The organism is Marilutibacter aestuarii, assembly GCF_006546775.1.
Lineage (GTDB): Bacteria > Pseudomonadota > Gammaproteobacteria > Xanthomonadales > Xanthomonadaceae > Marilutibacter > Marilutibacter aestuarii.
The window spans coordinates 1-6,720 of sequence record NZ_VICE01000136.1; the positions used below are offsets into that span (position 1 = coordinate 1).

The 6,720-nt window shown below is 68.0% G+C and carries 7 protein-coding genes; 6 read left to right on the top strand and 1 reads right to left on the bottom strand.

The annotated features are described in order from the left end of the window. The 5 genes from FKV25_RS14255 to FKV25_RS14275 form a co-directional block, all read left to right on the top strand. The coding region (locus FKV25_RS14255) for a Rossmann-fold NAD(P)-binding domain-containing protein (RefSeq protein ID WP_484177350.1) at positions 1-439 on the top strand (439 nt) is incomplete at its 5' end. 129 nt (positions 440-568) lie between these two features. Next, positions 569-2,923 (top strand): DNA translocase FtsK, encoded by a 2,355-nt coding sequence (locus FKV25_RS14260; RefSeq protein ID WP_246072103.1) that lies wholly within the window; start codon positions 569-571, stop codon positions 2,921-2,923. 177 nt (positions 2,924-3,100) lie between these two features. Further along, complete coding sequence (locus FKV25_RS14265; RefSeq protein ID WP_141519462.1) at positions 3,101-3,322, top strand: hypothetical protein; 222 nt, start codon at positions 3,101-3,103, stop codon at positions 3,320-3,322. Between the two features lie 110 nt (positions 3,323-3,432). Beyond that, positions 3,433-4,080, top strand: a complete 648-nt coding sequence (gene lolA, locus FKV25_RS14270; protein ID WP_141519463.1) for an outer membrane lipoprotein periplasmic chaperone LolA — start codon at positions 3,433-3,435, stop codon at positions 4,078-4,080. A 64-nt stretch (positions 4,081-4,144) separates the two neighbouring features. Further along, the gene (locus FKV25_RS14275) at positions 4,145-5,509 is read left to right on the top strand and encodes a replication-associated recombination protein A (RefSeq protein WP_281286245.1); all 1,365 of its coding nucleotides are present in this window, start codon (positions 4,145-4,147) and stop codon (positions 5,507-5,509) included. 87 nt (positions 5,510-5,596) lie between these two features. Here the strand turns inward: FKV25_RS14275 and crcB are convergent, their stop codons facing one another. After that, on the bottom strand, positions 5,597-5,971 hold the full coding sequence (gene crcB / locus FKV25_RS14280) for a fluoride efflux transporter CrcB (RefSeq protein ID WP_141519466.1): 375 nt from the start codon (positions 5,969-5,971) through the stop codon (positions 5,597-5,599). A gap of 277 nt (positions 5,972-6,248) precedes the next feature. On the opposite strand from crcB, the gene FKV25_RS16295 reads away from it, so the two are divergent. Next, on the top strand, positions 6,249-6,720 hold a 472-nt coding region (locus FKV25_RS16295), incomplete at its 3' end, for a hypothetical protein (RefSeq protein WP_211345452.1).

Here is a 6,720-nt window from a genome sequence, read left to right on the forward strand (position 1 = left end):
CGCGCCCAACGTGACCGCGCTCTACCCCTACCAGGACGTGGTCGCACGGGAGCTCGCCGATGCCGACCTGGTGGTCGGTGCCGTCCTGGTCACCGGCGCCCGCGCGCCCCACGTGCTGACCCGCGCGATGCTCCGCGGAATGGAAGCCGGCAGCGTGGTGGCCGATATCTCGATCGACCAGGGCGGTTGCTTCGAGACCTCGCGCCCCACGAGCTGGCGGGCACCGACCTACGTGGAGGAGGGGGTGACCCATTTCTGCGTCACCAACATGCCCGGTGCGGTGCCCCAGACCAGCTCCCAGGCGATCTGTGCGGCGATCCTGCCCTGGGTCGGTGCCCTGGCCTCGGGCGAATGGCGGCACAATGACGCACTGGTACGCGGCATCAACGTCGAGGCCGGCAAACTCGTACACCCGGCGTTGCAGGGCATGGCAGCCTAGGATGGCGGTCCTGCGCTTCCACGCCGGGGCGTGACACGGCTTCCGGGACGGCGCCCGCGCGGTACCAATCAGGCGCTTTTGCCTGTATCTTCAAAGACTAACAGAATCTAGCTAAGGCAGAACTTCACGGTGGCGTCAGCAGCAGGTCGCAAGAAAACCCAGCCCGTCGACAGCAAGCGCGCGCCTTCGCCGCGCCGGCAACGCCTGATGCGCGACATCGCGCTGATCCTGATCGCACCGTTCCTGCTGTACCTGCTGGTCAGCCTGTTCACCTACTCGCCGACCGACCCGAGCTGGTCGCAGTCCGGAAGCATCACCGCGCCCCTTCACAATGCCGGCGGCCGCGTCGGCGCGTGGATCGCGGACGTACTGCTGTACCTGACCGGCTACGTGGCATTCCTGCTACCGCTCGTACTGGGCATGGTGGCCTGGATTGCCCTGTTCGGAATGGACAGCGACGGCGATGGCGACGCCGACCTGGGGCCCGCCCTGCGCCTGGTGGGCATCGTCGGCTTCCTCGTTTCGGCCACCGGCTTCCTGCACCTGCGACTCGGCGTCGCCGAGGATTTCTCGGCCGGCAGCGGCGGCATCCTCGGCCAGCTGGTCGGCAAGTCGCTCTACAGTGGCTTCGGGTCGGTCGGCGGCAACCTGTTCCTGCTGGCATTGCTGCTGGTCTCGATCACGCTGGCCACCGGCATCTCCTGGCTGGCGGTGATGGATCGCATCGGCCAGTGGGTCCTGGCGCTGGGGCCAGCGCTGGGCAAGTTGTTCAAGCGCGGCAGCAAGCAGGCCACGCACTGGCAGCACACCCGGGCCATGCGCGAGGAGCGCGAGGAAGTGCGCAAGGCCGATACCGAGCAGCGGGCCAAGCGCGCGCCGGTCAGGATCGAACCGCCGGCGCCACCCGTGGTCGAGAAGAGCGAACGCGCCAAGCGCGAGACCCAGATCCCGCTGTTCCACGGTGGCGATGGTTCCGGCATCCCACCCCTCGCCCTGCTCGACGATCCCAAGCCGCAGCCCAAGGGCTACAGCGAGGAAACCCTGGAGACCCTGTCGCGGCAGATCGAATTCAAGCTCAAGGACTTCCGCATCGAGACCCAGGTGGTCGGCGCCTATCCGGGACCGGTGATCACGCGTTTCGAGGTCGAACCCGCGCCGGGCGTCAAGGTCAGCCAGATCAGTTCGCTCGACAAGGACATCGCCCGCGGGCTGTCGGTGAAGTCGGTGCGCGTGGTCGACGTGATCCCGGGCAAGACGGTGATCGGCCTGGAAATCCCCAACACGACGCGGGAGATGATCTTCCTCTCGGAGCTGCTCCGGTCCAAGGAATACGACAAGGCCAACAGTCCGCTGACATTGGCGCTGGGCAAGGACATCGCCGGGCGGCCGACGGTCGCCGACCTGGCGCGCATGCCGCACCTGCTGGTGGCCGGCACGACCGGCTCGGGCAAGTCGGTCGCGGTCAATGCCATGGTCCTGAGCCTGCTCTACAAGGCATCGTCGAAGGACCTGAAGATGCTGATGATCGACCCGAAGATGCTCGAGCTGAGCGTCTACGAGGGCATCCCGCACCTGCTGGCGCCGGTGGTCACCGACATGAAGGAGGCCGCCAACGGCCTGCGCTGGTGCGTGGCGGAAATGGAGCGCCGCTACAAGCTGATGTCGGCCGTGGGCGTTCGCAACCTGGCCGGCTTCAACAAGAAGGTCCGCGACGCGCAGGAGGCCGGCCAGCCGATGGTCGACCCGCTGTTCAAGCCCAACCCGGACATCGAGGAAGCACCTCCGACGCTGGAGCCGCTGCCTTTCATCGTCGTCTTCATCGACGAGTTCGCCGACATGATGATGATCGTCGGCAAGAAGGTCGAGGAACTCATCGCCCGGCTCGCGCAGAAGGCGCGCGCGGCCGGCATCCACCTGATCCTGGCCACGCAGCGTCCGTCGGTGGACGTCATCACCGGCCTGATCAAGGCGAACATCCCCACCCGTATCGCGTTCCAGGTCTCGAGCAAGATCGACTCGCGCACCATCCTCGACCAGGGCGGCGCCGAGACCCTGCTCGGCAACGGCGACATGCTCTACCTGCCGCCGGGCACCGCGATGCCCGAGCGCGTGCACGGCGCCTTCGTCTCCGACGAGGAGGTCCACCGGGTGGTCGAACACCTGAAGGCGGCCGGAGGCGGGCCGGACTATATCGACGGCGTGCTCGACGAAGTGCAGACCATGGGCGACGGCACCGTCGTGGGCGCCACCGGCCTGCCCGAGTCGGGCGGCGGGGCAGGGGACGAGTCCGATCCGCTGTACGATGAAGCGGTCCGCATCGTCACCGAAACCCGGCGGGCCTCCATCTCCGGCGTGCAAAGGCGCCTCAAGATCGGCTACAACCGCGCCGCGCGGCTGGTCGAGGCGATGGAGGCGGCCGGGGTGGTGAGCCCGCAGGAGAGCAACGGCGACCGCAGCGTGCTCGCGCCGCCACCGCCCAAGTGATGATTGCCCCGACCGGGCGAGCGCCGTGTATCATCCCGCCGGCATGCGTCGGCATGAAGGACTCGTCGAAGGATTCGAATGTCACGCGTTCCCATGGATGGAGTCAGTGCCGGCGTATCGGCGCGCACATGGTCGGGGATCCTGGCGCTCTTGGGGGCCGGGTTCTCGGGATGGGCGTTGTACCCCGCCCCGCATGCGCCCGGGATCGAGTGGCATTCGTTTTGCATCGGCCTGGGCTTCCTGTGCCTGGCGCGCCGTGCCTGGCGCACGCCGCTGGGCGTGAGCGGGCTTCTCCGCCCCGGGATCCGTGTCGACTATCCGCCGACGCAGGCGGACCTGGCTGGGCTCGCAGGGCTGCTGCTGCTGGGCGCCGGACTGGTCCTCGGGCTGGTGCGCTGAAGCGCCTCGGCCGCCAGCCTGCCGACAGCTGAACGGCCCGGATGCGTTGCACGTGCGATTCATCTGCTTTTCGCGACACTTGCACCCATACGCCACGTTGGAGTGACGCCATGACACTGCTTCCCACCCGCCAGCGGCTGCTGGCCGCCTCGGGCATCGTCCTGCTGGGCCTGGCCACGAGCCTTGCCGCCCAGGCCGGCGCGCGCGAGGACCTCAACCGCTTTACCCAGGGCTTGCAGGGCCTGGACGGCGAGTTCACCCAGAAGGTGTTCGACACCAACGGCAAGCTCAAGGAAGCTTCCAGCGGCAGCCTGGCCGTCGAAGCGCCGCAGCATTTCCGCTGGGAGTACGTGAAGCCGTATCCGCAGGTCATCGTCGCCGACGGCGAGACCGTCTGGATCTACGAGCCCGACCTGGACCAGGTGACCCGCAAGCCGCAGGGCGAGGAAGAGAAGAACAGCCCACTCGGGGCCCTGATCGACCCCAGCCGGCTGGATCGCCAGTTCAAGGTCAGCGAGACGGGCCAGGCCGACGGCCTCGCGTGGCTGACGCTGGCACCCAAGGATGCCAACGTCGCCAGCTTCGACTCGGCGCAACTGGGCTTCCGCGAAGGCGCGCTGGTGAAGATGAAGGTCGTCGATTCGCTGGGGCAGCGCACCGAGATCGATTTCAGCCAGTGGAAGCGGAACCCGTCCTTCGGGCCTGACACATTCCGCTTCACCCCGCCGCCCGGCGTGGACGTCATCGGCGAGGGCTGATCCACCCGCACATGGGACGGGGCTTGCTATCTTGGCGGCCCCGCCCCTCGACCGAACATCCGCCTTGCCTCGACGTAGTGCTCCCACGACCGCCGACACGCCGGACCTGCTGAGCGTGGACCGTTCGGCCCTGCAGCCGCTCGCCGAGCGGATGCGGCCGCTCGAACTCGACGACATGGTCGGCCAGCGGCGCCTGCTGGCCGAGGGCAGCGCGCTGAGGCGCGCGATCGAATCGGGCCACGTCCACTCCATGATCCTCTGGGGCCCGCCGGGCTGCGGCAAGACGACCCTCGCACTGTTGCTGGCGCGCTATTCCGACGCCGAGTTCAGGGCCATCTCCGCGGTGCTGTCGGGACTGCCCGAGGTGCGCAAGGTGCTCGCCGAGGCAGAACACCGTTTCGCCGAAGGGCGGCGCACCGTCCTGTTCGTCGACGAGGTGCACCGCTTCAACAAGGTCCAGCAGGACGCCTTCCTGCCGCACATCGAGCGCGGCACCATCCTCTTCGTCGGCGCCACCACCGAGAATCCGTCCTTCGAGCTCAATTCGGCGCTGCTCTCGCGTTGCCGCGTGCACGTGCTCGAGGCGGTGTCGCCGGAGGACATCGAACACGCGCTCCGGCTCGCGCTTGCCGACTCCACGCGTGGCCTGGGCGACCGGGACGTCCGCGCGAGCGACGCCTGCCTGTCGCAGATCGCGCGCGCCGCCGACGGCGACGTGCGGCGTGCGCTGACCCTGCTGGAGATCGCCGCCGAGCTGGCGGCCGGGGAGGGGGGCGAGATCACCGAGGCGACCCTGTTGCAGGTGCTGGCCGACCGCACGCGCCGCTTCGACAAGGGTGGCGAACAGTTCTACGACCAGATCTCGGCGCTGCACAAATCCGTCCGCAGTTCCAACCCCGATGCCGCGCTCTACTGGCTGGCGCGGATGCTGGACGGCGGATGCGACCCCATCTACCTGGCGCGGCGCCTGACCCGCATGGCGGTCGAGGACATCGGCCTGGCCGACCCCCGCGCCCTGCAGATGGCCACCGACGCCTGGGACGCCTACGATCGCCTCGGCAGTCCGGAAGGCGAACTCGCGCTCGCGCAACTCACGCTCTACCTCGCCAGCACGGCCAAGTCCAACGCGGCCTACACGGCCTACAAAATGGCCCAACGCGACGTCGCCGAGCACGGCACCCAGGATGTCCCGCTGCACCTGCGCAACGCGCCGACGCGGCTGATGAAATCGCTGGGCTACGGCAAGGACTACCAGTACGACCACGATGCCGAGGACGGCGTGGCGCTGGGCCAGACCGGTTTCCCCGACGCGATGGGCGAACGCGAGTACTACCAGCCCGTGCCGCGTGGCCTGGAGATCAAGCTGAAGGAAAAGCTGGACCGTCTGCGCAGCGCCCGCGCCCGCGCACAGGGGCGCGGGGATTCGTAGCGCGCCGCGGACAGGTCGATCGACGGCGACGCACGGGCGCTGGCCAGGCTGAAAGGGCCTCAGCACCGGGCCAACGCGAGGCCGGCGTCATGTCGCCCAGCGCACCAGCATGACGCCCAGGAAGGTCGCCGCCAGCGACGCCAGCAGATGGGATGCAATGGTCAGGCAGGCCCATCCCGGCTCGCCCCTCATGAACTGGTCGACGGTTTCGGCGGAAAACGCGGAAAACGTGGTCAGTCCCCCCAGGAAGCCCGTGGTGACCGCCAGGCGGAGGGCGGGCGACAGGGGCCCGGAATTCGCGAACAGGGCCATCGCCACGCCCATGAGCAGGCCGCCTGCCACGTTCGCCGCCAGCGTGCCCAGCGGAAGGTTCGGGAACACGGGATTGAGGGCCACACCCAGGCCCCAGCGCGCCAGTGCGCCCAGGCCTGCGCCGATGAAGACGGCCACCGCCGACACCATGTCCAATCAAGCGTCTCCTTCAAGACGGGAACCCGAACCGCCCGGCGATGGTAGCGCAGGGCCTCGGACATGGGCGCGCGTGCCGGACGGAGGGGATCGCGTGACCGCTCGTAAGAGGATACGGCCGAGGCCCGGTTCAGCCGACGAGCGGCTGACAATAAATGGAAATTTAACTTCCATCCCCATCGAAGACTAACAAACGAAATGCAAACGTGACCCGCGTCACTTTTTAACGCCATCCCCTGGGCGTTGAAGCGACACACAAGGAGAGCAGATCATGTGCATTCGAAAGACTCTGATCGCATCTGCGGTCTTGGTGGGGCTGGGACTCACGGGACAGGCATTTGCGCAAGCCACCAACACCGAGAATGGCCCTGGCCAGAACCTCCAGGTCGCCATCGACGTCGATCTCGACGACAACTCGGACAACAGCGACAACAGCATGGGCAACAACCGCGACAACCGCGGCCGCGCCCGGGCCGATGGCATCGGTACCGCTGCCGCCAACAACGGCGGAACGGCATCGACCAGCCTCAACAACTCCTTCAACACCAGTACGGCGGTGGCCGAAACCACGCTCAATGGCAGCGTCTCCGGCGTCAGCGTGCAGGACATCGGCAACGCAGCGCGCAACTGGGGCAATGCCAGTGGCGGCGCCGGCGGCGCGGGTGGCAACGGCAGCGGTGGCCGCGGCAATGGCGGCGACGGCAACGGTGCGCGCGGCGCGGATGGCGGCAGCTCGATTGCCC

Excerpts from the sequence above, each read along its gene's own strand:
- lolA (WP_141519463.1), top strand. The coding sequence starts at position 3,433 with ATGACACTGCTTCCCACCCGCCAGCGGCTGCTGGCCGCCTCGGGCATC.
- crcB (WP_141519466.1), bottom strand. The coding sequence starts at position 5,971 with ATGGTGTCGGCGGTGGCCGTCTTCATCGGCGCAGGCCTGGGCGCACTG.